Raw genomic sequence first — 24,075 nt, forward strand, 5'->3', positions numbered from 1 at the left:
AATATACCCTGACTTTATTTACAAAAAAATGTTAGCAAATGGTGAAATTTAAGTCAAGGATTTATTAACAAAAATTAAATTTGTATTGTGAGCCATTGGTTTAATAACTCATCAAGCTTCTTTTTATCATTAACTAGTTGAATGCTGAGTTGATTATATTTTTGCGGGTTTGCAAGGTATAGATTGCTATCCTCAAGTTGCTTTTCTAAAGCCTTAATTGAAGCTTCTAATTTTTCAATTTCATTTGGTAATGTTTCAAGCAAACGTTGATATTTGTAAGATAGCTTTTTATTTTGTGGTTCTTTAGGACTAGAAATAGGAGTTATAGGCTTTGAGATTTTTTTAGTTGTGGAGCTTGCAGTAAAATATTGTTTGTAATCTTCATATCCACCTGTCAAATCATGAATTTTACCTTGAGCAAAGACTAAAGTACGTGTAACTAATCTATCTAAGAAATCACGATCATGACTAACTACTATTAAAGTGCCGGAATAATCTGCAAGTATGTCTAGCAGAATCTCCAAACTACCCATATCTAAATCATTGGTTGGTTCATCTAGGATGAGCAAATTGCCAGGATTAATTAAAATTTTTGCTAGTAATAGCCTGTTAGCCTCACCTCCTGATAGAATAGCAGTTTTAGCATTTAGTAGCTTAGGATCGAACATGAATTGCTTCAGATAGCCAGCAACATGCATAGTTTTATCATTGGGCAAAAATACCTGATCTCCGCCGGTAGGGCATAAAGTTTGTTGCAAAGTGTGATTATGGTTTAGTTTTTCTCGATGTTGATCAAAATATGAAATATCTAAATTACCACCATATATAATTTTGCCGATTTCAGGAGTAAGTTGTTTGGTTAGTAATTTGATAAAAGTAGATTTTCCTGAGCCATTCGCTCCAATTATGCCGATCTTTTCGCCTTTTTTAACACGGAAGCTAAAATTATCGATAATTTTAGTATTTTTATAGCTAAAACTAACATTATCAGCTTCGATAATAAACTTACTTTTAGCTATATTTTCTTCAAGTTCAGCTTGTACTCTTTGTTTTGAACGAGCTAGCTTTGTCGCGTGTTCTCTGGCTATTTCCCTTAAGGCTTTTAGCTGAGCAAGCCTTTTCTGGTTACGCTTACGTCTAGCTGTAACACCTGCATTTAACCATTCATTTTCTTGAGCTAATTTTTTATTTAATTTTCGCAGGGCTGCTTCTTCTTGCTCTATAATAATATTTTGCCATTCGTCAAAATATTTGAATCCTTTATCGGATTTGCGTAAATGTCCACGATCAAGCCACCAAATTTTATTAGTCACATTTGATAGGAAAGTTCTATCGTGACTAACGCAAATAATCGCACCGTTATATGATTTAACATATCCTTCCAACCATTCAATTGTTTCAATATCTAAATGGTTAGTCGGCTCATCAAGCAATAATATTTCTGGTTCTAATATTAAGGCTTTAGCAAGACTGGCTCTTCTAAGCTGCCCGCCTGAGTAGGTAGATAAATTATCTGTGCCGTTGATTTGTAGCTTTTCTAGTATTATATCTATTTCATACTTATCTATTTCATTTTTAGTGTTCTGATCTAGAATGAAATCATAAATATTAGAATTAAGTTTGATCGCAATATCTTGTTTTAAATATCCGATTGTGATTGCAGGATCCTTGAATAATTCTCCGTTATCTAACTCATAATCTTCCGATATTACTTTCATTAGGCTTGATTTACCGCAGCCATTGCGACCTATCAAGCAAATCTTATCGCCTTTATATAAATAAAGCTCTAAATCAGATAGAATTATTTTATCGGCAAAACTTAAATTACCATCTTTAATATAATAGATTGGAGTCATAGGAATATGTAATGCTGTGCACGTGTAATAAGATAATATAATAAATTAAGCAGGTAATTTCAATTTAAGAATTTCAAAGGAGTTTTTCCTTAAGTAAATTTCTAAGAATCGAATATAAGTTAATATTTTAATAAAAAATTAATATTACCTATTGTCAATGATGATCATTTAGTGTATAATGCTCCATTAGATTTAAAAAAAATCTAAATTAAACAATTAAAGAGGAAATTATGTTTAAATTTTTATCTTCATTTGCGGGCTTAATTTATAATCAAGCAGCAAATATCGGAAATTTTATTTTTGCAAAACTTACGCTATGTTTGATATAATGCCCATGAATTAAGGGATATTATGAAGTGCTTCACTATAAAACATTGCTGTGTAATAAGAGTTTTTAGCATATTTGCTATAACATAGCGTAAGTTTTGTTTGATCACTTGAAAATACTATAAGTAAGTAGAACAGAACCTATTTAAAATAATAAGATTTTAAATAGGTAATGATGAACAGAAAATATAGACACTTATCTCGAGAAGAGAGATATGAGATAAAAAGAATGTATGACCTAGGAGTCAGTATTAATAAGATAGCACAACATCTTACGAGGTCTAAAAGCGCTATTAGTATGGAGCTAAAAAGAAATAAGGTAAAAGATAAGTATATGCCTTGTGTTGCTCAGGAAAAATATGAAAACAGGATGTATCAGCAAGAGTTATTAAAAATAGAAAAGAACCCTATGTTGTTAGATTATATTAAAAATGCTATGATTCGCAAGAAATGGTCGCCGGATGCTATAGCCGGAAAGTTAAAACTAGACAAAAATACAGCTTTGTGTATCAGTACAGAAAGTATATATAGATTTGTTTACACTTCTGCAGTAGCAGCTAAATTAAAGTTATATAGCTATTTACCTTCTAAAAGATATAAAAGGCAAGAAAGAGGGAAGAGGCGTCAAAGGATCATTATACCACAAAGGATCTCAATACATCAGCGTGATGCAATAGCTACGAAAAAGGTAGAAGTAGGGAATTTTGAGGCAGATCTTACATTTCATAAAGGTAATCAAAGTATGAATATTGGTGCACTGGTGGATAAAAAGAGTCAAAAGATTATTTTAGTGCTGAATAACTCCAAGAGAGCTACAACAGTTATCAATGGTTTTTTAAGAAAGATAAAAACTCTTCCAAATAGTGTGAGAAAGACTATTACTATGGATAATGGCAAAGAGTTTGTGGGGCATGTTGCCTATAGACTATCTGGGTTTCAAACTTTCTTTTGTGATCCATACCGCCCTAGACAAAAAGCATTAGTGAAAAAAATGAATTCTATGATTCATAGAATTTTACCTAAAAATACAGATATTACTACCGTTACACAAAGAGGTCTTGACAATGTTGCTGAGATTTTAAATAACATGCCAAGAAAGATTTTTGGTTATAAAACCCCCAATGAAATTTGGGCAGAAAATTTATAGGTTTTGTTCTACTTAGTCCTTGCATTTTCAAATTATTAGCTAACTCTATATCTGCTTATGATATGAAATCAGATAATATAATAGATGTTAGTGAACTTGGGAAAGATGTAACACCTAGAGATATTATTGACTTTTATTACTATGGATAAAATTAAATAGTATTTTTTTTTGAACGGAATTATACTATATCTTTTTACTAACCCATAGTTAAACCGATGTCGCTCGCGTGGATACCAAATCGTCAATGCGAGCGTGCATTGTTGCATGGATCGTAAAACGCGTTCGGTGTCATCTAGTTCCTTGTACCCGGGGTGTCGCATGGATCACTTATGTCTTTCCCAAGAAAGTGGGAATCCAGAAAAAATCATAAATACAGTAAATTTTTATGGCTAAAAGCTCGATTTTATCTCACTTTATGTGGATTCCCGCTTACGCGGGAATGGCATTGCGGATGTTTCCTGATCCATGCAACAAAGCCGGAGATGTGTAGCATCGAGGTGGCAATCTCAGGAATTTTATATTACTTCATAAGATTGCCACGCTCCTTGCAGTCGTAATGTTGTTGCGTAGCTCAGCTTTTCGTCATTGCGAAGCCACGAAGTGACCGCGGCAATCCAAAAAAATAATTAAAAAATGCTATAAAATAGCATTTTTAACTGGATTGCTTCGTCAATTTACTATTGTAAATTTCCTCGCAATGATGTTAAATCTTTTTAATTATTAAACTAGTGTTAGTGCCGCCAAAGCCAAAAGAGTTGGAAAGTACGTAGTTTATTTTAGCCTCTTTAGCTTTAAGTGCAACTAAGTCTAACTTAGCTTCATCCATCGGATTTTCTAAATTTAGGGTAGGTGGTGCAATCTGATCTCTAATTGCAAGCGTACCAAAAATAAATTCAACACTTCCAGCAGCACCAAGCAAATGCCCTATTGAAGATTTAGTAGAAGACATTAAAACTTTAGGGTTAGCTTCTAAAAATAATCTCTGAACTGCATTTAATTCGATCGCATCGCCTATATCAGTAGAAGTACCATGTGCGTTAATATAGCCAATGGCAGCAGGGGTTATACCAGCATCTTGCAGTGCTTCATGTATTGCTCGATAAGCTCCTCTTCCCTCAGGATGCGGAGCTGTCATATGATACGCATCACCAGTAGAGCCGTATCCTACGACCTCGCCATAAATTTTAGCACCACGACGCATAGCATGCTCGTATTCTTCTAAGACTACAACGCCAGCACCTTCGCCCATAACAAAACCACCTCGATCCTTATCCCAAGGTCTAGATGCTTTTTCAGGTTCATCATTATATTTAGTACATAAAGCTCTTGCTGCTACAAAACCTGCAACTCCGACAGGAGTTACCGGTGCTTCCGCACCGCCTGCGATCATGATATCAGCATAGCCATGCTTTATCATACGCATAGCATCACCTATAGCATGTGCTCCCGTAGAACAAGCTGTTACTGCAGCTTGATTTGGACCGCTAAAACCATACTTTATTGAAACAAGACCTGATAAAAGATTAATTAAGGAAGCTGGAATAAAGAATGGGCTAACTTTACCATTATTTTCTTGATGGAGTTTTACTGCAGTATCTTCAATCATTTTAAGACCGCCAATTCCTGAACCTAATATTAAACCAGTTCTGTCACGTGATTTTTGATCTTCTGGTAACCATCCACTATCTTCAATTGCTTCAGTTGCAGCTGCAACGCCATAATGGATAAATTTATCCATTTTACTCAATCTATTTACATCTTCAGCTTTCGTAAAATTTTCAAGTTTGAAGTCATTCTCTTCAGAATGGTTTAATAGTCCTGCAATTTTGCATGCAAGTTTGGAAGTGTCAAATGCTGTAATAGTTCTTATACCGCTTACTCCTTGGACTATATTATCCCAAGATGACTTAACGTTAAGCCCAACTGGGGTAATCAGCCCAAGACCAGTAATAACTACTCTTTTATTCATGGTTTGATTCAACATCCTTAATTATTTTATTAAGTCTTAATTTAATACAGATTAAGATTTATGTTCTTTTATATAGTTAACAACATCTGCTACTTTTTTTATCTTAGTTGCTTCTTCATCAGGAACATCAACACCAAATTCTTTCTCTATTTCCATCATTATTTCTACTGTAGATAGGCTATCTACTCCTAAATCTTCTGCAAATCGCGAGTCCACGCTGATTTCTTCAATTTTTTTCCCTTGATTATCAGCAATAATTTTGATAACTTTCTGCTCGATATTATCCACTTTACTCATAATTTTGAACTCCATAAATCATTTTTTATTAGTTTGTATATTTATAAACATAAGTTTAACTTTTTAAAATATTATGAATACTTATTATTCATAGCTATTTTAGCTTTAAAAGAACTTCTAGCACAAAAAATTGTTTTATGCCAGCATAAAATTTTATACCATTAACATTCCACCATTTACATGTAGGGTTTGACCAGTAATATATGACGATTGATTGCTTGCTAAGAATGCAACTGCGTTTGCTATATCTTCAGGCATACCATATGTTCCTTTCGGGATTTTTCGTGTTATAGCTTCTTTTTGTTCATCATTTAACTTATCAGTCATATCAGATTTAATAAAACCTGGAGCTACTGCATTAACTGTAATTCCTCTGATTGCAACTTCATAAGCAAGTGACTTTGTCATACCGATTAAACCTGCTTTAGAAGCACAGTAATTTGCTTGCCCAGGGTTACCTGAAACTCCTACTATTGAAGCTATGTTAATGATGCGTCCGTATCTATTAGTCATCATCTTTTTTATTGCTTCACGATTTAAAATGAAATTTGCTTTTAAATTAATATCAATAACTTGGTCAAAATCTTCATTTTTCATTCTTATTGCTAGCGTATCTTTGGTAATACCGGCATTACAGACTAAAATATCTAATTTTTCTATTTGAGCTACTAAATTGCCGCATTCTTCAGTATTTGTAAGATTACAGACTTTAATTGTGTAATTATCTTTTAAATCATTGCCAAGAGCTTTTAATTTTTCCTCATTACTCCCGCTTATAATTACATGGCTTCCAAGCTTATGAAGCTGCCTTGCAATAGCACCTCCTATACCTCCTGAAGCTCCGGTAATTAATGCTGTTTGACCGCTTAAATCAATCATTTACTTCCTCCTCTTGTTCAAAATTTATATTATTGACTTTAGATGATTTTTCTCGTACAAGCTTCTCAATTTCATTAGAGATTTGTGGATTATCTTTCAAATATTGTTTAACATTTTCACGCCCTTGACCGATACGTACGCTATTATAAGAAAACCAAGAACCAGATTTTTCTATTATATCAAGCTTCACTCCAAGATCGATTATTTCACCTTCTTTTGAGATACCTGAGCCATACATTATGTCAAAATCTGCTGTTTTAAATGGAGGTGATACTTTGTTTTTTACTACTTTTACTTTAGTTTGGCTGCCTATTACTTCTTCTTTATCCTTAATAGATCCTATTCTTCTGATATCTATTCTAACTGAAGCATAGAATTTTAAAGCATTACCGCCGGTTGTAGTCTCAGGACTACCAAACATTACACCTATTTTCATTCTAATTTGATTGATGAAAACAGTTATACAATTAGTACGATTAATTGAGGCAGTAAGTTTACGTAAAGCCTGACTCATTAATCTTGCTTGAGAAGCCATTTGTGCATCGCCCATCTCGCCTTCAATTTCTGATTTTGGTACTAAAGCAGCAACGCTATCTATTATTATCATATCAATACCGCCGGAGCGAATTAAAGTATCAGCAATTTCTAAAGCTTGCTCTCCTGTATCAGGCTGAGATATGATAAGCTCATCAATATTGACTCCAAGCTTTTTAGCATAAGCTGGATCTAAAGCATGCTCAGCATCGATAAATGCACATGTGCCGCCTTTCTTCTGGGCTTCGGCAATTAAATGTAATGTGAGAGTAGTTTTACCCGAGCTTTCAGGACCAAATATTTCTATTATTCTGCCTTTAGGAACTCCGCCAATTCCAAGAGCTATATCAAGTCCAAGCGAACCGGTTGACACAGCTTCTATATCAACATTAGGTCGTTGACCAAGCTTCATAACTGAGCCTTTACCATAGCTTTTTTCAATCTGTGCGAGAGCTGCAGCAACAGCTTTTTCTTTATCTATATTTGACATAAGCTTCCAATACTTAACTAATTCTTAATTAAATTAAAATATAGACTTAATTCTAAAAAATCAAATTTTATTTTTTAAAGTTAAAATAAAACTTTTAGTGTTGAAAATTCTATAAAAATATACTAAAAGTAGCAAAATATAATATATAGAAAAATCCATGAGTGAAATAACAACAAATACTAATGAACTAATAAATGATATCAGCGTTCTTATTAATAATGCTAAAGTGAGAGTTGCCATTAAAGCTAATGCCGAAAGGACAATGTTATATACCTTTGATATTTCAAGATTTGGTAAGCTAAATTTTGGGATTCGCCTTTGCTCACGTACATTTGTACGCTCCGCAGGCTCACCGCTTATTTAACTTCCAAATCTTAAAATATCTGCGGTATACTGGCATAGAGATTCTTAAAAGTACTAGAGCGGAATATGGGCAGGAGGTTATTAAGACTTTAGCACAGCATTTACATATTAAATATGGCAAAGGGTTTACTAGAGCAGGTTTATTTAGAATGCTTCAGTTTTATGAAGTTTTCCCTGAAGAAAAAATTGTCGCGACACTGTCGCGACAATTGAACTGGCGTCATATAATAGAGTTATTACCTCTAAAAGAACAGAATCAGAAAGATTTTTATGCCTATACGTCTATACAAGAAAATTGGAGCGTTAGACAGTTATAGCTTAATGCGATAAGGTAGTGACTTTTTTAAGAGCATAGTAAACAGCATCAAAAAAGTGCTCAAAATTAGAAATAGTTTTTCTTATTTCATTCTTGATTTTAAACCAGTAATGCTCAATAGGATTTAAGTCAGGAGAGTAAGTTGGTAAAATAAAATACTGCAACCAACAGATTCAATTAACGTTTTCACTTTTGTACTTTTATGAAAATTAATATTATCCATTACTACTATCTGACCAGCCTTTAATTCCTTGATCAATATCTCTTGTACATAAGTTTCAAAAATGTCCTTATTACATGTCCCATCAAATATTATTGGGGCAATAATATCTTTGACACACAGCCCAGCAATCATACTAATCCGTGATTTATGTTTGATAGACCTTTTCACCATAACATCTTTGACCGATAATGCTCCACCCGTGTTCTCTACAGCTATTATCTTCTATCCCAGACTCATCGATAAATACTAAATCTTGTTTATCTATAGTTTTTAGTTTCAATATAAACTCATTCCTTAGACCAATATCCCTTTTGGGATGAAGAAAAGTTTTTTTTATAACTATAACCTAATTTATTAAGCAATCTTGATATCGTACTTGCAGATACTTTTTGACTCCAGTTATTAGCTAGCTCCATGGTGGTTTTATCAAAATTTAATTCTATAAATTTTTTAAATCCCTCTATGTCTCTTATTATTCTACGATATCCTGTATGATAACCACTTTTTGCTTTGACATCCCCAGTTTGTTTCTTTAATTTTTTCCACTCTATTATAGTCTTCCTACTAATAGAGTATATCTCTGAAGTCTCTTTTATTGTTTTACCATCTGTTAAACTTTTTATTACTCGTATTCTTAAATCGTATGAATATGCCTTTGCCATAAGTTTTTCATTTAGTATAATCCAACTCATACTATAAGTCACTACCTTATCGCATTAAGCTATACGTAGTAATATTGATAAAATGTTATATGAAAGAACGAAGTTATCTAATAGATCTGAAGAGCAAGTAATATCATTATTTAAAACAGATTCTAGGTTAGAGCCTGATTTAATTCTTCAAAACTTACGCTATGTTATAGCAAATATGCTAAAAACCCTTACTACAAAGCTATGTTTTTACAGTGCATCACTTTATAATATCCTTTAATTTATAGGAATTATATCAAACATAGCGTAAGTTTTGTATATATAAATGGAAAAAATTAAAAGATAAGCAAGGTACTTTAGAAGCAGCAACTGGTTATCAGAAAGGACATAGTCATAAGATAAAAGATTCAGAATCTTTTAAAGAATTTTTTAAAGCTAATATGAATAAAACATCAAAGGAGTTAGCAAAGCAATGGGGTAATATTGCATCTGTAACTATTTTAAGACAAATCAGAAAACTTGGCTATAGCTATAAACAAAACTCATTTTCATCCGAAAAGAGATATTAAATTAAGAAATGAATTTATAGCAAAGATACAAACCATCACAAAAGACAAATTAGTATATCTTGATGAATCTGGAATAGAGGATAATACTTGCAAAGAGTATGGATGGAGCATTATAGGACAAAGGTGTTATGGAGAAAAGGTGTATCAACATAAATTTAGAATAAGTATGATAGCTGGTCTTTGTAATGGTAATCTTATTGCTCCTGTAATATTTGAAGGTAATTGTAATACAGAGGTCTTTAAAACTTATATTAGGGATGTATTAATTACAGAATTACAACCTGGGCAAACCGTTATTATGGATAACATTAATTTTCATAAAAATTCTAAAGTTAAAGAGTTAATTGAATCCGTTGGTTGTACCATATTGTATTTACCAACTTACTCTCCTGATTTAAATCCTATAGAGCATTACTGGTTTAAGATAAAAAATGAAATTAGGAAAGTTGTAGGAGATTTTGAAACATTTTATGATGCTGTTTTTAATACTATTAAATTGTCAGTATCTTAATAATTTATGCTATACAAGCAACTAGGTGATACTAAAGTTACTGGATTCCCGCTGCAGCTAAGAATAACATAGAATAAAAACTGTCTGGTACTATAATCAAGTCAAGGGGTGATAGCAAAAAAAATCGAGCCATGCAATAAAGCCAAACTTCTAGCTAGGAATAATACCAAAAACATTTTCCGCTCTACGTCTACGTGGGACAAGTCTCATACGGGAATGATATCAAAGCTATCTGATAACATTAATTTTTTCTCACAGTGCCACTGATTTGTTAAAATTATTTAGTGCTATTTTACTGTAGACAGAATATTAAAAAAAAATGGTAGCGAGGGAGGGATTTGAACCCCCGACACACGGATTATGATTCCGTCGCTCTAACCAACTGAGCTACCCCGCCAAAGATGTGTTTTTATTGTGGATTTTGCTGTAAATGCGATATTTTATTGTTCTTCAGTTAGCTTAATTGTGTCCAATCTAAAAGCGTGTTCGGTGTCATCTAGTTAGCTTGTACGTAGTTATTGCAGGCTTTAATGTCATTCCCGTCTAAGGCTGGCTTTGTTGCATAGCTCGAGAAACGTCATTGCGAACGAACAAAGTGAGTGCAACAATCCAGAAAAAATAATAAAAAATACTAATTTTATTAGTATTTTTAACTGGATCCCGTGAACAAGCCACGGGGATGACAGGGGAAAATGATCTACGCAACAATGCCTCTACGGGATGACACCGAGGGCATTTTTCGATCCCATGCAATTAATGCTTTACCTATACGAAAACGAAATAAAACAATAAATTAACGTTTAGAGAATTGTGTTTTCTTACGTGCTTTATGTTGCCCGTATTTCTTACGCTCCACTACTCTAGAATCACGTGTTAAGAATCCACCTTTACGTAAAACAGCGTGAAAGTCTGGAGCTGATTGTGCTAATGCTTTAGATATACCATGCAATATAGCACCTTTCTGCCCTGAAATACCTCCGCCTCTAACTGTACAAACTATATCATACTGATTATTAGTTTTCGTTAAAGTAAAAGGTTGCAATATAGTTTTGACTTGCGTTTCAGAAGCAAAATATTGATCTAAACTTTTTTTATTAACAATTACTTGCCCTTTTCCTGGTTTGAGCCAAACTCGTGCTATAGCGTTTTTTCTTTTACCAGTAGCATAGAATCTACCTGAATTATCCATTTTCTCTTTAGGAGTTTTAACTGTTTGTTTGTCAGCAATTAAAGCTTCCTTATTTAGCGACTTTTCTACTTTGTCTGTTTTAATCTTTAACGTTGTCATAGTTGATTACTTCTTATTTTTTGGATTTTGGCTTGCAAAATCATAAACTACAGGCTGCTGCCCTGCGTGCGGGTGTTCACTATTTGCATAAATATATAGATTACTCATTTGCTTAGCACCTAAAGCATTTCTTGTAATCATTCTTTTAACTGCCATTTTAATGACTCGCTCAGGGTGTTTACCACTTAAGATTTTACCTGCAGTAGTATCTTTAATACCGCCTGGAAATCCGGTATGTCTATAATATATCTTCCCGTCTTTAGGATTTGCTTTTTTACCGGTTAATGTTACATGCTCTGCATTGATTATGATTATATTATCACCACAATCCATATGAGGAGTAAAACTAGGTTTATGTTTACCACGAAGCATATTAGCAACTCTACTTGCAAGTCTCCCAAGTACAACATTTTTTGCGTCTATAACCCACCATTTTTTTTCAATTTCCGATGGTTTTGCAGAATAAGTTTTCACAACAATATCTTTTTAATTAAAATTTTTGAAATAAAGATCTAAAGCCATATTTAATAGCATTAATACCAGTAGTTTGTCAAGTTATATTTAGTACTATTTGTTTCCAAATATTATTTTTCTATCGGTAGAAAAATATAAGTTTTTATTAGCAGTTAAACCATAATAATGGATATTATTAATGATTTTAGTAATATTTGGCACTGCACTTAAGTGATCATTATTATCTAAATCAAAGCTATACAAAACACCACTCATAGAAATAATATCTAGGCTGCGGCTGCCGTTATTCTCTGCTATAAAAGGTGCTAAGAAAGTAGAAGCTTTTAGTTTTTTGGAATCTTTTCCATCATTTAAATCAGCTACAAATTTTACTAAGCCTGTTTCAGGATTAAAAGCAACTACCTGCCTTGCATTATTTGTGACAAATAAACTATTACCGATTAAGGATATTGATTGAATATCCTCAGCATTTACTTGCCAAAGAGCTGCTCCTGTATCGAGGTTTAATTTAATAAGTTTACCGAGTCCTGTTGCTATATATAAATTATTATTATCATAAATAGGAGCACATAAAATGCTAGCTTCTTCAAAATTTGGTATAGCTATATGATCGAAACTCGCAAATTCAAAATTCCATTTTACTTCACCATTTTTTGTATTTAATGCAAGTATTTGTCCGGAATTATAAGTTATTATTACACTGTCTTTATGTAATATCGGTGTCATGAAATAGCTTGCTGATAAAACTTCAGCTAAACTTTCATGTTCCCAAACAATTTTTAAAGTTTCAGCATTTAGAGCTGTTGTTTGATTACTGATTGTTTGGACTAAAACCGTGCTATCATTTAGCATTACCGGTTTTGTTCGTATAATATCAGGAAGCTGTTTTCTGATTATTTCATAACCTGTTTTTGCATCTAGTACTACTAATAATCTTGAACCATATGTTACATATAATTTGTCGTTATAATGTAAAATGCCGCCACCAATATAATTATCTTTTTTATTTCGGCTTAAATTATAAGACCAAATAACTTTATTCTTTTCTATAGAGAATGCTGAAACATTTGACCTAATATCTAACGCATAAATCATATCACCAACAAAAACAGGCGCTGTAATGGTTTTATTTTTAACAAAATCATATCGCTTGTTTTTTAACATATTTGGATTAAATGCATATATGTTTGCACTGTTTCCTAAATATATTGGTTCGTTAGATTGCAGAGATAATTTAGGAGTTAATTCAACTATATTTTTTACTCTTTTTGGACCAAGTGCGTTACATGCACTTAAAATAATGAGCGGTAATAATAAACTTACTATTTTCTTGATCATATTTCTCCTTTAATTCTATTATTTAGCTCTATCTAAGCCTGCAAGCAAAGCTTTTGCTTGATCTTTTAGTAAATCTGAAGTGTTATTTGATGCTACTAAAATTCTTAAATTCTTTTCTGCTTCTGCAAGCATATTGCTCTTAATATCCCAAATAGCTTTCATAATATTTGCCGTAGCCCAAAAAGGCTTATTTTCATTATCAAAATAATTTAAATATTTCACTAATTTTTCTTTGTCAGCAATATCTAGATTTTCATCATCAATAACGAGACTACACCATGCAATACGAGCATATGAAGTAACGATTTCTGAATATTCCTTATTTTCAATAATCTTGCTAAGTAAATCTTTTGCTTCTGAATTTTGTTGCCCTGAAAGTTTTATAGCAACTTGCTCTAGTAAAGCAATCTCTTTTATCTTAGTATTACTAATGCCAACTAAATTTTCTAAGGTACTAATAGCAAGTTCCTTATTACCTTGCACAGCTTCTAAATTAACTGCTTTAACAAAAATATCACCATTTTTTTGGTTATTTTCAATTTGCTTATTTTTATTGTTATTGTTAATGACCATTATAGTAATAGCTATTAAGGCAATAATTATTACTATAGGTAAAAGTCTTTTAAAAAAAATTAGCCTTTTTTCTTCATTTTGATCATTTAATACTTCGTCTAGAATATCTGTCATATTTTTTATTTTGATTTAGTGGTACAGCCAAATTTGAGCTTAGCATCCTCTGCCATTTTTTTAGATGCAGCTGTTCTGTTACTTGGGAATTCCTTATTCAGCTTATCAAGCATATTGCAAGCTTCTGTAGTCTTCTTTAATTCACCAAGTGAAAGTGCTAGCTTTAATAGACCATCGGAGGATTTTGCTCCTTTTGGCGATTCTTTATAACATTTTAAATAATTAACAGCAGCTGTGTTATAATCTTTTTGTTTAAAAAAGCATTCTCCATACCAAAAATAAGCATTACTAATCATTGAACTCTTAGAGTATTTTTGGATAAAGTTTTTGAATTTATTTTTAGCATCATCAGTCTTATTATCTTTGTAAGAAGCAAGAGCTAAATCATAAGCTTGTTTATCAGGTGCAACATCCTTGTTAGGTTCGGGAGCAGTTTTTACTTCCTCTACTCTATTAGGCATATCTTTAAGCAGGCTTACGTCAAAAATATCAGGGGTATTTTGATGATCTGTTTCCGAAGTTTCAGTGTTTTCATTTAGTTGTGGAATATTAGAATTTTTGCTTAATATATCAATTTTATGCTGTAAAACCTCAATTTTACCAATCAATCTTCTAATTTCTTGCTCTTGCTCATCCAATCTACTTTCAAAATCATTACTTGCTGCATATTTTAAAGGTTGTCCCTTTATAGTGCTACTTTCTGCAAACGTTAATAATGAAAATAAAAGAGTAAATATTAAAATAACTAGCTTCATATTATTTTTTATTTTTACAATAATATTTCTTATAATACTGAAAATTTTCTAACATTCCACATGTTTTTAAAAATCTTACAATAAACTATCATATACCGCAGATACTTCAAGAGTTGAAAGTCAAATAAGTGGTGAGCCTGCGGAGCGTACAATAGTACGTGAGCACAGGCGAATCCCAAAATTTGGCTTATCAAATCTTGAAATATCAAAGGTATATTTTATATTTCGATGCTGCCGTCATAAGCAAAAGTCAGTATAATAGTAGTTCCTTCATTTATTTTACTTTGCAGATCAAATTTACCATTCATAAGCTCAACTAACTTTTTAGTAAGCGGCAGTCCAAGCCCTGTACCTTCATATTTGCGGCTAAGTTCACTATCAATCTGTCCAAATGTTGACAAAGTTTTTGGTATATCTTTTTCTTCAATACCAATACCGGTATCTATAACTTTTATATATACTAATTTAGCTAGCTCATCTTTTTCCATTGTAATAGTAACTCTTCCACCGGCATTTGTAAATTTTACAGCATTTGATAGAAGATTTAAAAATACTTGCTTAAGTCTTTTTGGATCTGCCTTTATAACAATATGCTCTTTCGGTAACTTGTTAACTAATTCTACTCCAGCTTGATCAGCACGAGGCTTAACAAGTATAAGTGACGAGCTAACCAATTTATTTAAATCAAGATCAATACTATCTACTTTTAATTTATCAGCAGAAGCCTTAGAAAGATCCAAAATATCGTTAATCATGCTAAGTAAATGCTTACCGGCATCATTAATATCTTTAATATAATTTCTACTTTTTTCTGGATCTTTTTCTGACATTAAAATTTCAGAAAAGCCTATTATAGCGTTAAGAGGGGTTCGTAACTCATGACTAATATTGGCAAAGAATTTTGTATTTGAGGAGCTAGTCTTTTCTACCTTTATTATTTCAGCTTTTAAATTTCTATTTGTTATTAGCTGCTCTTCGATAATATGCCTAGCATAATTAGTATTACTAACAATTATAGTACAAAATATTATAAAAATAATAATAAAAGTTATAAAAACTTTTTGCTCAAGAGATATTATATTTTGCCATTGATTAGTAATATTAGTATTAATCTCAAGTATTGCATCTACTCGAAAATTGTTTAAATCACTACCTATAATAGGTATATAGCTAGTAATAAAAGAAGCTTTTTTTTCTGTTAAATCATTTTCATTCTGAATTATAACCTTAGGAAGTAATATATGGCTGGTAATGCCTTCAAGAGCACTTAACAAAGGTGGTTTTGCAGTAAGAGATCTAAAAAAATATTTATCAATTTTTGCGATGAATATTTCAACTAAACTATCATCTGGATAATTATCCACACTATACATATTTAGCATATTACTGGTAATAAATTTATTACCGTTAAGATCATACAGAGAAATGTTAATATCAAGATTAGTAAACCAATCAGCAGTAATAGTGACAAAATCAATGAATTCTTGATCTTGTAATAATTTTAAATAGCCAAATTTATGTAATTTATTAATTACATTTTCATGAGTATTCCAAATATTATGGGTATAAAGAGAAGCTATCTTAGTGTTTTGTAAAGCTACCTGTTTTACTATCATCTCTTTTATCATAAAATAACGATAAAACATCATATTTATGACAATATTAAGAAATAATACAACAAATGATAATCTGACTATATATTTATTATGGTTCATTATCACCTTATTTTTCTTTTAAAAGAAGCATTTTATACATTCAATGTTGTCCCCACATGAGGCTTTGCATAGATAAAAAAGCGTCTTCGGTGTCATCCCGTGGCTTGACCACGGGATCCAGAAAAACAATTTAAAATATCAATATCATTGATATTTTTAACTGGACCTAGTTCCCAAGTCACGGGGTGACATAGGTGGGGCTGGTCCACTTTTATTTAACTTCCCCTTTTGTCTCTAGATTCTTATTAATAATTAACCCTGTAATTACATCATAAGCACGAGCAAATTGGTAATCTTTTTTGTATAATTCAGATAATTCGTTGTCTTCTTGTTTGTTATTTTTATCTTTTGTCTCTTTTTTACTATCTTTGTTTTTAGATGAATTATCTTTTTCGGCATCATTCTTCAAATAATTCTTTAATGAACTTTCAGAAAAACGTTTATCTATTTTTTTAACTTCCGGATATTCTACTTTTGCCGGTTCAATTATAATATCAGGCTCTATACCATCTGCTTGAATAGAACGACCGCTTGGTGTGTAATATTTAGCGATAGTAAGTTTTACAGCTGCTCTTTGATTAATTTGAGTCAAAGCCTGAACTGAACCTTTACCAAAAGATTTAGTCCCAAGTATTATCGCTCTTTTATGATCTTGCAACGCTCCTGCTACTATTTCCGCAGCTGAAGCAGAATTGCCGTTTATCAGGACTATCATAGGAACTTTTGGAGCTTTCAGTGAAAACTCATTTGCTTTGGTTTCAGTAGCGATCAAGTTAGCTCTACCTTTTGTCCTTAATATTATACCGGAATCAATAAAGTAATCACTAACAGCAATTGCTTGTTCTAGTATACCTCCTGCATTATTACGTATATCGAGAATAATACCTTTAATATCGTCTTTACTTTCAGATTTAAGCTTCTTTACTGCTGCTTTCAATTCGGAGATTGTTGATTCGTTAAAAGTAATAATACGTATATAAGCAATATTATTTTTTTCCAAATGTGCTTTTATTGGGTTCATTTTCACTATTTCACGAGTAAGCTCTATATCTTGTGGTTTTACCTCATCGGCTTTTATAACTAGTAATTTAACTTTAGTCCCCGGCGTGCCTCGCATTTCTTTCACGGCTTTGTTAGGACCAATTGTAGATACTAACTCATTATTCACCCCGACTATGTAATCCCCTCCTTTTAGACCAGCTTTGAATGCAGGCAAATCATCAATAGGAGATATTATTTTTATAGCCCCACTATCATACATTATATTAACTCCAATTCCACCAAACTCACCTTTAGTAAATGTAAAAATATCTTCAAAATCCTCACCTGTGTAATAACTTGAATGCGGATCAAGCGAATTTAACATGCCGTTAATTGCTTCATCTATCATTTTTTGTTTATCTGGTATTTCTACGTATTCTTTTTCAACACGTTCAAATATTTCCTGAAATTGCTTATAAGCCTCTTCATTTGTTATTTTATTTTCAGGCTCTTTCGCTTCTTCTTTAGTAGCGGCAAATACAGAAACAAAATTTATAGTAAAAAATAATGCTATAATTAAACGTAAATACATAATACTCCGCATGTGTTTATTAGTTTTTTGTGTTGTGTCATTCCCGCGTAGGCGGGAATCCAGCATAAAGCGAGATAAATCGAGCTTTTAGCTCTAAAAATTTACTGTACTTATGCTTTTTTTCCGTCGTTGCTAAGAATGACATTGATATCCTCAAATATCCAGCTCGTTAATAATCTTATCCATTTTAACTAAAGCTTGTTCATAAATAAATTGGAATCTTTTTTCCGGCTTTTTGCCCATTAAATCATCTACTATTTTATCAACATTTTGAAAATCCTCTAAAGTAACTTTTAGAAGTGATCTTTTTTCTGGATGCATGGTAGTTTCTTTTAACTGCATAGGCATCATTTCCCCGAGTCCTTTAAATCTACCAACTTCAATCTTAGCTTTACTACTCTTGGATAATTTATCTGTTAGTTGGTTTTTTTCCTCTTCATCATTTGCATAATAAGTTTTATTAGACTGCGTTAAGCGATAAAGTGGTGGTTTTGCTAAATATAAATGTCCATCTTCTACTAATTTTGGCATTCTTAAAAAGAAGAAAGTCATTAATAATGAAGCTATGTGAGCACCATCAACATCGGCATCAGTCATAATAATTATTTTCTCATAACGCAAGTTTTCTTTTTTATAATTTTTTAAACTACCGCAAGCAAGAGCTATTTCTAAATCTTGTATAGCTTGGTTATTAACTATCTTTTCAAGCGTAGAGCTTGCAACATTTAAGACTTTACCCCATAACGGCAATACTGCTTGCGTTTCTCTATTACGTGCTTGTTTAGCCGAACCACCTGCCGAATCACCTTCTACAATAAACAATTCCGTACCTTCTGGTGAAGTTCTTGTGCAGTCAGCAAGCTTACCAGGCAGACGTAATTTTTGCGTAGCATTTTTACGAGAAATAGTTTTCTCATTTTTCTTATTTACTCTAAACTCAGCAATAGCTATGAAATGCTCAAGCAAATTATTAGCTATGGTTTTGTTGCTACTAAGAAAATGGTCAAAATGATCTTTTATAATATTTTCCGCAGGTTTGCTTACACCTTGAGATACTAATTTTTCTTTAGTTTGCCCTTGAAAAGTAGGCTCGGCTATAAAAATAGATAGTACAACGCTTGCAGTTTCTAAAATATCTTCGATAGTTAGATTAGCGGTTTTTTTATTCCCAACCATTTCACCATATGCTTTAAGCCCACGTAGTAAAGCAGATTTAAGACCTTGTTCGTGAGTTCCGCCTAAGGGCGTTGGGACAGTATTACAATAAGATTGAATAAATGCCGAGCTGTCATTATTTTGCCAGCAAATTGCCCATTCAAGCTTTATGCCGTCTTGCTCTGATTCAACATTCCCAGAAAAGATTTCCGACGTAATTAAATCATCTGGTGTTATTTTTGAGCTTAAATAATCTTTTAAACCATTTGGGAAGTTTATTAATGCTTTCTTAGGTACATCGCTAGATACTTCAATTTCGCACTCCCATTCTATAGTAACACCTCGATATAAATAAGCTTTCGATCTTGCCAGTTCATAAACTTTTTTAGGATTAAAATGTATCTTGTCACCAAAAATTTCTGGATCAGGGATGAAGTTTATCGATGTACCTTTTAGCCTTTTAGGAGCTTCTTCACATATTAATTCGGTTAATTTTTCACCTTTTGCATAGCTTTGCTTATATAATTTACCCTGCTTATACACTTTAATTTCTAGATGTTCTGCCAAGGCATTAACTACCGATATCCCAACACCATGCAACCCACCAGCAGTTTGATAAACATTGCTTGAAAATTTACCACCAGAATGAAGCGTAGTTAAAATAACTTCTAATGCTGATTTGTTAGGGAATTTTGGATGATTATCGATAGGGATTCCACGACCATTATCCGATATGGTTATACTGTGATCCTGATGCATTTTTATCGTGATAATACTTGCAAAACCGGCTACAGCCTCATCCATAGAGTTATCAAGCACCTCAGAGACTAAATGATGCATAGCATTTAAGTCTGTGCCACCAATATACATACCAGGTCTTTTACGAATAGGTTCAAGCCCCTCTAATACTTCAATATCTTTTGCACTATATGTATTATTAATTATCTTAGGTTTTTTTTCTTTGTTGAAGCTAAATAGATCGCTCATAAGTTAGAATTACGATTAAAAAAGAATTTTTTATACTTCTTTAAATTAAACTATTTAGTATAGAAAAGCAATTATGGTTTGAAGAAAATATATAATTAATGATAATGTAAGACGAGTATTAGTAACCCTTAGCTTTGGTCAGCATACACGCTATATTAGTGTTTCCTCGTGCTAGGGCAATATCTAAAGGATATTGACATTCAGAGTTTAAAGTAGAAATTTTGATGCCACGTATTACTAAATATTTTGCTAGATAATAATTATCTTTATACACGGCAGCGGTAAGTAATGTATCACCTTTATTATTTTTTTCTTGTAATATAGGGTAAACATCAAGTAAAACACGTAATTTTGAGAGGTTATTTCTGTCGATTGCTCTAAAAGAATTATCTATTGCACTACAATAAGATAAAGTAGCGGTAATATCTTTTTTCTTATTTAGATCGTTGTCATATTTAACAAGACTTTCTACAGCTTTTCTTCTATCAGCATTTGCTATCCACTCTTCTTTTTTCTGGAATAGCTTAATATATGAATATATATCCATCTGATCTAAAGTAGCCTTCTCGGTTAACTTACCAAGTACAATATCATCATTAGGCAATAACAACATTTGGCTTTCATCTTTAGCAAATTTCGTTGCTGATTCCGTTAGTTCTGTATTAACGATATTATCTTGCTTCTTAACAACTACATTTGAAGAACTTACTGAAGTGCTTGTATTTTGTGGTTGTATCTGTTTTTGATTAGCTGGAGCTAAATTGTTAGCAGCATTAGTATTATTAGAACCTTGATTCTGATTTGCAGATAACACTTCAACAGGCTTTAATGGAGTATGCCAATCTTGTTTTTTCGGCGAATTTACATCGGCAGTAAATGTTTCTTTCAAATTATCAGCTTTGGCTGAAGAATCGGTTGTAGTTGGCATTGTTGCAGGCGGAACTACAGGCTGTACCGCCGGTATAGGCGTATTACTAGGTGCAGTTGGTGCTGTCGGTTGATTAACTGTAGGTACACGCGTATTAGGCGTAGATGGTGTTGCCGGTACAGGTGCAGGAGTCATTACTGGCGGTGTTACTACATCACTTGTTGTAGGCTGATTAACTACAGGAACAGGAGTAGCTGGCATTACTGTTGGTGCAGGTACTACCTCTTGAGGAGGTGGTGGTGCAGTTACATTATCTTGCTGTTCATTTGGATTTGGCGGAGGGGTAAGCTTTATATATTGATGCGTAGGCGGCAAAGCAATAGGTTGATATACTTGTGTACGTGGTGCAGGTGGTACTACATAGCTGCCTGGACGAAGAGGTGGATTAGATATAAGAGATCCAGCTACTTTAAGCTCCGGCTGTGTTTTTTCATTATTTGCAGTATTAGGCAAAGGCGTACTATTTGCTTCTTTCTCGCTAGAAGATGCCACATCTTTTGTATCATCATGAGAAGCTAAATTCGTATTAGCTTGATGGCTCTGATTGCTTGCACTAGGCAGTGTTGCATTACCCATATCTATAAAAGGCTCAGATGCTTCTTTCTCGCTATTTGTATCATTATGTGAAGCTAAGTTTGCATTAGCTTGATGGCTCTGATTACTTGCACTAGGTAATGTTGCATTACCCATGTCTATAAAAGGCTCAGATGCTTCTTTTTCACTATTCGTATCATTATGTGAAGCTAAATTCGTATTAGTTTGATGAACAGCATTATTTGCACTAGGCAATTGTACTTCGTTTTTATTAGGTTCTTGTGAAACTAATTTATCATTTGGCTTATCTGGTTGTGCTTGCGGTTTAGGCAATGGGGGTTTTTTTGGTGATTTATGGAAAAACTGTTTAATCTTATCGAAAATAGACATAGATGATCCAGAGTCAGAAGTAGGCTTCTCATCTTTGCTTTTTATATCAGAATTTTGTGATGGCATAGGTAATGGCGGCGGTGCAGCAGCATAGCTTTGCAACGCAACTAGGGATAGACTTATAAAAAATAATATTCTGCATAATTTATTTAACATATATTTCCCTTATTTCCCTATTAAATAGTTATTTGAGTTTATCATCTTGTAGGAGCTTTAGCTGCGTGGCTCAATTTTTCCGTCATTGCGAGGAAAAACTGTAAGTTTTGTACGTGTGCAATCACAGGATATTTAACAAGATTGCCGTGTCGAAACTACGTTTCTCCTCGCAATGACGCTTAACCCAACACTTTCTACTTTCTACTATTCTGCACTAATTTTTTTATTTCACTCTCTACTAATTCTTTTACAAGCGAAGGTAGGTTTTTATCAAGCCATGTTTTAAGCTCTGGTTTTAACATTTCGATTACTAATTCTTCAAGAGCATTTTTAGATGAAACATTATTATCTAAATTTTTATCTTTAATAGTTGAGGTGAAATCTTTTAAAATATCATTTACTTTTTCAGCAGATTTAGTTGATATTAGCTCCTCTTCATCTTGATCTATTATTTCTGTTAACTCAAGTATATCTTCGTCCTCATTGCTTAAATTTTTACGCTCGTTAATTACTCCTTTAACAGATTTTAGAATGTCTTCTATCGACATATCTTGGCTTTTCTTGCTTTCCTTACTCACTTAGAAACCTATAAACATTTTCTTTTTAATAGTCTTAAATTCCTCTTCAGGACTGAAATATTTTACCTTAAGCTTTAAACTTTGAGCAGTTAACTCACCAGTTAATGATTTCATCTGATATGCAGTAAGTATAGAAGCTTTATAAGCATCAACACGTGTTATTTTTGCATCATAGAGCTTTTCTTCAGCACTTAAAACATCTAACATTGTTTTAGAACCTACTATTTCTTCTTGTACTGTACCATCATAAGATATCTGAGCTGCCGCTACTCCTTGATCTGCTGCAATAATACGAGATTTTGCTGCTTCAAAACCCTCCCATATGCTTATAACATAAGCCTGGGTTTGTCTTATCACACTATCAAGCTGTATTGCACTATTTCTTGTTTGATTTTTAGCCGATCTAATTTTTGAATATTGTGCTCCTCCATTTGGATAAATAGGAATATTAACAGATAACGTAGTGGTAACACTTTTATTATTTATTTGATTAGTATTCGTGTTTTGTGGGCTGTAATCAGTTTTACCAGATTGTAATTGCACACTTACTTGTGGCAATAATCTTCCTTTTTCTACTAACTCTTGTGCCTTTGCTGAAGTTACGCTATGTCTTGCTGAATCAATATCAGGATTTAAATTAACAGCTCTTTTTGTTAGCTCATCTAATGAATTTGGCAATCCTTGAGGTAAGATAGGCATAGCTATGTCAGTAGGTTCTATACCAAATACTCTAATAAAGTTTGCTTTTTTTGCTTGGAAATCAGCATAAGCGGTTAGCTTATTCGTTTCTGCTGCTGCAAGCCCTGCTCTTGCAGTTGCTATATCTATCTCAGTTGCTTCACCAAGCCTTAATTTTTCTTCTACAGTGTTTACTTGTTGGATATTAGTACGAACTCTACTTTCTGAAATATCATATTTCTCTTTACTTTCGAAATAATCAAGATAAGCACCGATTAAGTCTAATAATACTTTTTGCTCACTAGAATAATATTGACCACGTGATGCTCTAAAAGCTGCTTGTGCAGATCTAAGAGCAGCAACATCTGAACCACCATTAAACAAAGATTGTTGAATTGTTAATGCTCCTTGATTATTGTATATTTCTGGCGGGTTACCGGCTAATTGAGCAAATCTTTTATTAGTATATTTGGTTTTACTATTATTTCTGTTAACACTCAACGATGCACTAGGCATAAAACCTGAAAAAGCTTGAGGAAACTGCTCAATAGAATTTAAAAATTTAACTCTTGCAGTTTTTAGATCATTGTTATTTTTATATCCTTCTGTTAAAGCTTCTTGCAAATCTATTGCAATAGCAGAAGAAGTTAGTAATAATGAGAAAATAAATATAGTTAACTTACGCATAAATTTTTTAAATGAGTTGAT

19 protein-coding genes, 1 tRNA gene and 3 pseudogenes are annotated in these 24,075 nt (G+C 32.6%); 5 read left to right on the forward strand and 18 right to left on the reverse strand.

Annotated elements, in window-relative coordinates; translation table 11 throughout:
- Positions 1-74 precede the first annotated feature (74 nt).
- Positions 75-1,856, reverse strand: coding sequence for an ABC-F family ATP-binding cassette domain-containing protein (locus AAGD55_RS03450; protein ID WP_341792156.1), 1,782 nt, complete (start codon positions 1,854-1,856; stop codon positions 75-77).
- Between the two features lie 499 nt (positions 1,857-2,355).
- Here AAGD55_RS03450 and AAGD55_RS03455 point away from each other — a divergent pair, with 499 nt between their 5' ends.
- The gene (locus AAGD55_RS03455; RefSeq protein ID WP_341792157.1) at positions 2,356-3,330 is read left to right on the forward strand and encodes an IS30 family transposase; all 975 of its coding nucleotides are present in this window, start codon (positions 2,356-2,358) and stop codon (positions 3,328-3,330) included.
- A 703-nt stretch (positions 3,331-4,033) separates the two neighbouring features.
- On the opposite strand, the gene fabF is transcribed toward AAGD55_RS03455, so the two are convergent.
- From fabF to recA, 4 genes are all read right to left on the reverse strand, one after another.
- Positions 4,034-5,314: a beta-ketoacyl-ACP synthase II gene (fabF, locus tag AAGD55_RS03460; protein ID WP_341792158.1), complete on the reverse strand. Its 1,281-nt coding sequence runs from the start codon at positions 5,312-5,314 to the stop codon at positions 4,034-4,036.
- A gap of 36 nt (positions 5,315-5,350) precedes the next feature.
- The gene (gene acpP, locus AAGD55_RS03465) at positions 5,351-5,611 is read right to left on the reverse strand and encodes an acyl carrier protein (RefSeq protein ID WP_095568289.1); all 261 of its coding nucleotides are present in this window, start codon (positions 5,609-5,611) and stop codon (positions 5,351-5,353) included.
- 138 nt (positions 5,612-5,749) lie between these two features.
- Positions 5,750-6,475, reverse strand: coding sequence for a 3-oxoacyl-ACP reductase FabG (fabG, locus tag AAGD55_RS03470; protein ID WP_341792159.1), 726 nt, complete (start codon positions 6,473-6,475; stop codon positions 5,750-5,752).
- A complete protein-coding gene (gene recA, locus AAGD55_RS03475; RefSeq protein WP_341788695.1) occupies positions 6,468-7,499 on the reverse strand; it encodes a recombinase RecA in 1,032 nt (343 codons plus the stop codon). Before recA ends, fabG begins: the two co-directional genes overlap by 8 nt.
- Positions 7,500-7,656: 157 nt before the next feature.
- Between recA and AAGD55_RS12330 the strand changes: the two genes are divergently transcribed.
- Positions 7,657-7,863 carry a hypothetical protein gene (locus tag AAGD55_RS12330; RefSeq protein WP_410526113.1) on the forward strand — a complete coding sequence of 69 codons (207 nt, stop codon included), beginning with the start codon at positions 7,657-7,659 and terminating at the stop codon, positions 7,861-7,863.
- On the forward strand, positions 7,832-8,179 hold the full coding sequence (locus tag AAGD55_RS03485) for a DUF1016 N-terminal domain-containing protein (RefSeq protein ID WP_410526114.1): 348 nt from the start codon (positions 7,832-7,834) through the stop codon (positions 8,177-8,179). The genes AAGD55_RS12330 and AAGD55_RS03485 overlap by 32 nt, the downstream gene beginning before the upstream one ends.
- A 1-nt stretch (position 8,180) precedes the next feature.
- Here AAGD55_RS03485 and AAGD55_RS03490 read toward each other — a convergent pair.
- Positions 8,181-9,063: pseudogene (locus AAGD55_RS03490) on the reverse strand (IS630 family transposase).
- Between the two features lie 305 nt (positions 9,064-9,368).
- On the opposite strand from AAGD55_RS03490, the pseudogene AAGD55_RS03495 reads away from it, so the two are divergent.
- A pseudogene (locus AAGD55_RS03495) lies at positions 9,369-10,131 on the forward strand (IS630 family transposase); the annotation flags it as partial.
- A gap of 320 nt (positions 10,132-10,451) precedes the next feature.
- Here AAGD55_RS03495 and AAGD55_RS03500 read toward each other — a convergent pair.
- The 6 genes from AAGD55_RS03500 to ybgF form a co-directional block, all read right to left on the reverse strand.
- A tRNA-Met gene (locus AAGD55_RS03500) sits at positions 10,452-10,528 on the reverse strand.
- 396 nt (positions 10,529-10,924) lie between these two features.
- Positions 10,925-11,419, reverse strand: coding sequence for a 30S ribosomal protein S9 (rpsI, locus tag AAGD55_RS03505; RefSeq protein WP_341792160.1), 495 nt, complete (start codon positions 11,417-11,419; stop codon positions 10,925-10,927).
- A gap of 6 nt (positions 11,420-11,425) precedes the next feature.
- Entirely contained in the window at positions 11,426-11,893 is a 468-nt protein-coding gene (gene rplM, locus AAGD55_RS03510) for a 50S ribosomal protein L13 (protein ID WP_011476918.1), read from the reverse strand.
- 93 nt (positions 11,894-11,986) lie between these two features.
- On the reverse strand, positions 11,987-13,231 hold the full coding sequence (locus AAGD55_RS03515) for a PQQ-binding-like beta-propeller repeat protein (protein ID WP_341792161.1): 1,245 nt from the start codon (positions 13,229-13,231) through the stop codon (positions 11,987-11,989).
- An 18-nt stretch (positions 13,232-13,249) separates the two neighbouring features.
- On the reverse strand, positions 13,250-13,918 hold the full coding sequence (locus AAGD55_RS03520; protein ID WP_341792162.1) for a DUF2659 family protein: 669 nt from the start codon (positions 13,916-13,918) through the stop codon (positions 13,250-13,252).
- A 5-nt stretch (positions 13,919-13,923) separates the two neighbouring features.
- Entirely contained in the window at positions 13,924-14,673 is a 750-nt protein-coding gene (gene ybgF / locus AAGD55_RS03525; protein ID WP_341792163.1) for a tol-pal system protein YbgF, read from the reverse strand.
- 85 nt (positions 14,674-14,758) lie between these two features.
- Between ybgF and AAGD55_RS03530 the strand changes: the two are divergent.
- A pseudogene (locus AAGD55_RS03530) lies at positions 14,759-14,890 on the forward strand (palindromic element RPE5 domain-containing protein); the annotation flags it as partial.
- Position 14,891: 1 nt separating this feature from the next.
- On the opposite strand, the gene AAGD55_RS03535 reads toward AAGD55_RS03530, so the two are convergent.
- The 6 genes from AAGD55_RS03535 to AAGD55_RS03560 form a co-directional block, all read right to left on the reverse strand.
- Positions 14,892-16,388 carry a HAMP domain-containing sensor histidine kinase gene (locus AAGD55_RS03535; RefSeq protein ID WP_341792164.1) on the reverse strand — a complete coding sequence of 499 codons (1,497 nt, stop codon included), beginning with the start codon at positions 16,386-16,388 and terminating at the stop codon, positions 14,892-14,894.
- Positions 16,389-16,599: 211 nt separating this feature from the next.
- Entirely contained in the window at positions 16,600-17,961 is a 1,362-nt protein-coding gene (locus tag AAGD55_RS03540; protein WP_341792165.1) for a S41 family peptidase, read from the reverse strand.
- Positions 17,962-18,114: 153 nt separating this feature from the next.
- The gene (parE, locus tag AAGD55_RS03545; RefSeq protein WP_341792166.1) at positions 18,115-20,103 is read right to left on the reverse strand and encodes a DNA topoisomerase IV subunit B; all 1,989 of its coding nucleotides are present in this window, start codon (positions 20,101-20,103) and stop codon (positions 18,115-18,117) included.
- A 118-nt stretch (positions 20,104-20,221) separates the two neighbouring features.
- A complete protein-coding gene (locus AAGD55_RS03550; protein WP_341792167.1) occupies positions 20,222-22,111 on the reverse strand; it encodes an ankyrin repeat domain-containing protein in 1,890 nt (629 codons plus the stop codon).
- Between the two features lie 194 nt (positions 22,112-22,305).
- Positions 22,306-22,689: a PopZ family protein gene (locus AAGD55_RS03555; RefSeq protein WP_341792168.1), complete on the reverse strand. Its 384-nt coding sequence runs from the start codon at positions 22,687-22,689 to the stop codon at positions 22,306-22,308.
- Positions 22,690-24,054, reverse strand: a complete 1,365-nt coding sequence (locus AAGD55_RS03560) for a TolC family protein (protein ID WP_341792169.1) — start codon at positions 24,052-24,054, stop codon at positions 22,690-22,692.
- Positions 24,055-24,075: the final 21 nt, after the last annotated feature.

This window comes from Rickettsia endosymbiont of Gonocerus acuteangulatus (genome assembly GCF_964026435.1).
In the GTDB taxonomy this organism is placed as follows: Bacteria; Pseudomonadota; Alphaproteobacteria; order Rickettsiales; family Rickettsiaceae; genus Rickettsia.

Coding starts and splice junctions, on each gene's coding strand:
- AAGD55_RS03520 (WP_341792162.1), bottom strand. CDS start 13,918: ATGACAGATATTCTAGACGAAGTATTAAATGATCAAAATGAAGAAAAA.
- AAGD55_RS03450 (WP_341792156.1), bottom strand. CDS start 1,856: ATGACTCCAATCTATTATATTAAAGATGGTAATTTAAGTTTTGCCGAT.
- AAGD55_RS03550 (WP_341792167.1), bottom strand. CDS start 22,111: ATGTTAAATAAATTATGCAGAATATTATTTTTTATAAGTCTATCCCTA.
- fabG (WP_341792159.1), bottom strand. CDS start 6,475: ATGATTGATTTAAGCGGTCAAACAGCATTAATTACCGGAGCTTCAGGA.
- AAGD55_RS12330 (WP_410526113.1), top strand. CDS start 7,657: ATGAGTGAAATAACAACAAATACTAATGAACTAATAAATGATATCAGC.
- rpsI (WP_341792160.1), bottom strand. CDS start 11,419: ATGACAACGTTAAAGATTAAAACAGACAAAGTAGAAAAGTCGCTAAAT.
- AAGD55_RS03540 (WP_341792165.1), bottom strand. CDS start 17,961: ATGTATTTACGTTTAATTATAGCATTATTTTTTACTATAAATTTTGTT.
- recA (WP_341788695.1), bottom strand. CDS start 7,499: ATGTCAAATATAGATAAAGAAAAAGCTGTTGCTGCAGCTCTCGCACAG.
- AAGD55_RS03515 (WP_341792161.1), bottom strand. CDS start 13,231: ATGATCAAGAAAATAGTAAGTTTATTATTACCGCTCATTATTTTAAGT.
- AAGD55_RS03455 (WP_341792157.1), top strand. CDS start 2,356: ATGATGAACAGAAAATATAGACACTTATCTCGAGAAGAGAGATATGAG.
- AAGD55_RS03560 (WP_341792169.1), bottom strand. CDS start 24,054: ATGCGTAAGTTAACTATATTTATTTTCTCATTATTACTAACTTCTTCT.
- acpP (WP_095568289.1), bottom strand. CDS start 5,611: ATGGAGTTCAAAATTATGAGTAAAGTGGATAATATCGAGCAGAAAGTT.
- fabF (WP_341792158.1), bottom strand. CDS start 5,314: ATGTTGAATCAAACCATGAATAAAAGAGTAGTTATTACTGGTCTTGGG.
- AAGD55_RS03535 (WP_341792164.1), bottom strand. CDS start 16,388: ATGAACCATAATAAATATATAGTCAGATTATCATTTGTTGTATTATTT.
- ybgF (WP_341792163.1), bottom strand. CDS start 14,673: ATGAAGCTAGTTATTTTAATATTTACTCTTTTATTTTCATTATTAACG.
- parE (WP_341792166.1), bottom strand. CDS start 20,103: ATGAGCGATCTATTTAGCTTCAACAAAGAAAAAAAACCTAAGATAATT.